Source organism: Cellulomonas sp. P4_B5_2 (assembly GCF_056402235.1).
Genome location: NZ_JBFUHU010000520.1, coordinates 1 through 1,248, shown reverse-complemented (window position 1 = coordinate 1,248; position 1,248 = coordinate 1). Strand labels below are relative to the sequence as shown.

Sequence of the window (1,248 nt, the reverse complement as noted above, 5' to 3'; positions counted from 1 at the left end):
CTCAAGGTCGGCTCCCCCGAAGAGGTCGCCTGGCGGCGCGGCTTCCTCACCGACGACGCCCTGCGCGAACGCGCCGAGAAGCTCGTCAAGTCCGGCTACGGGTCCTACCTGCTCGGACTGCTCGAGACCGAGCGGTGAGCGCCGCCAGCCCGCTCGAGGTCGTCCCCGGCCCGCCACGCGGACGGCTGCGGCCCGCCACCGCCCTCCAGTGGGGCTCCGCCCAGCTCCACCCCCGCCGCAACGGGCTCAACCTGCTGCGCCTGATCCTCGCCCTCGTGGTGCTGGTCAACCACTGCTGGACCCTGTCCGGGCACGGCGAGGGGCCGCTGATCGACGGCGTCAACCTCGGCCGGTGGGCGGTCTACGGCTTCWTCGCGATCAGTGGCTACCTCATCACGGGCAGCCGCCTGGCGAAGCCGCTGAGCGCCTACATCATCCACCGCACCGCGYGGATCTTCCCGGCGTTCTTCGTCTGCCTCGTGGTCACCGCGTTCGTCTTCGCACCCATCGCCTACTGGCACGCCCACGGAAGCCTGGGCGGCTTCCTGACCACGCCGACGACACCCGTGAACTACGTGCTCGGGAACGCCGGACTGCGCATCGTCACCTGGGACGTGGCGGGGACGCCGACGGGCGTCCCCTACCTCGGCGCCTGGAACGGCTCGTTGTGGACCCTCTACTACGAGTTCCTCTGCTACCTGATCATCGCCGGGCTGTGCTGCATCGCGGCCTTCCGGCGCCGCGTCGTCTGGCTGGCCCTGACGTTCGCGGCGGTCGCACTGCTCAACTTCCAGATGCCGGCGGCGTCCCTGTACACGCAGAACAACCTCGACGTGGTCATCCTGGGGAACCTGCTCCCGTTCTTCCTCGGCGGCGGGCTGGTCTACATGCTCCGGCGCAGGATCCCGTTCACGTGGCCGCTCGCACTGGCCGCCCTCGTGGCCTCGGCCGTCGCCATCAAGGTGATCGACGGGAGCGCGGCGCAGATCGTGGCGCCGCTGCTGGCCTACGCGATCCTCTGGCTGGGGGCCGTGCTGCCGTGCCCGGACCTGATCCGACGCCACGACGTCTCCTACGGGGTCTACATCTACGCGTTCCCCGTCCAGCAGCTGCTGGCGACCTTCGCCCTGTTCCGCTGGGGTGTCGCGGTCTACGTCGTCCTGACCATCGCGGTCACGGTGCCGCTCGCCGTCGCCAGCTGGCTCGTCGTCGAACGCCCGGTGATGCGTCAACGCCCGGTGATGCGTC

General features: G+C 70.1%; 1 protein-coding gene and 1 pseudogene. Both read left to right on the top strand.

From position 1 onward, the window contains the following. A pseudogene (locus AC1DUQ_RS21825) lies at window positions 1-138 on the top strand (glucose-1-phosphate thymidylyltransferase); the annotation flags it as partial. Further along, window positions 135-1,248: acyltransferase family protein (locus tag AC1DUQ_RS21820; protein WP_477074646.1), on the top strand; the 1,114-nt coding region annotated here is incomplete at its 3' end. The pseudogene AC1DUQ_RS21825 and the gene AC1DUQ_RS21820, both read left to right, overlap by 4 nt.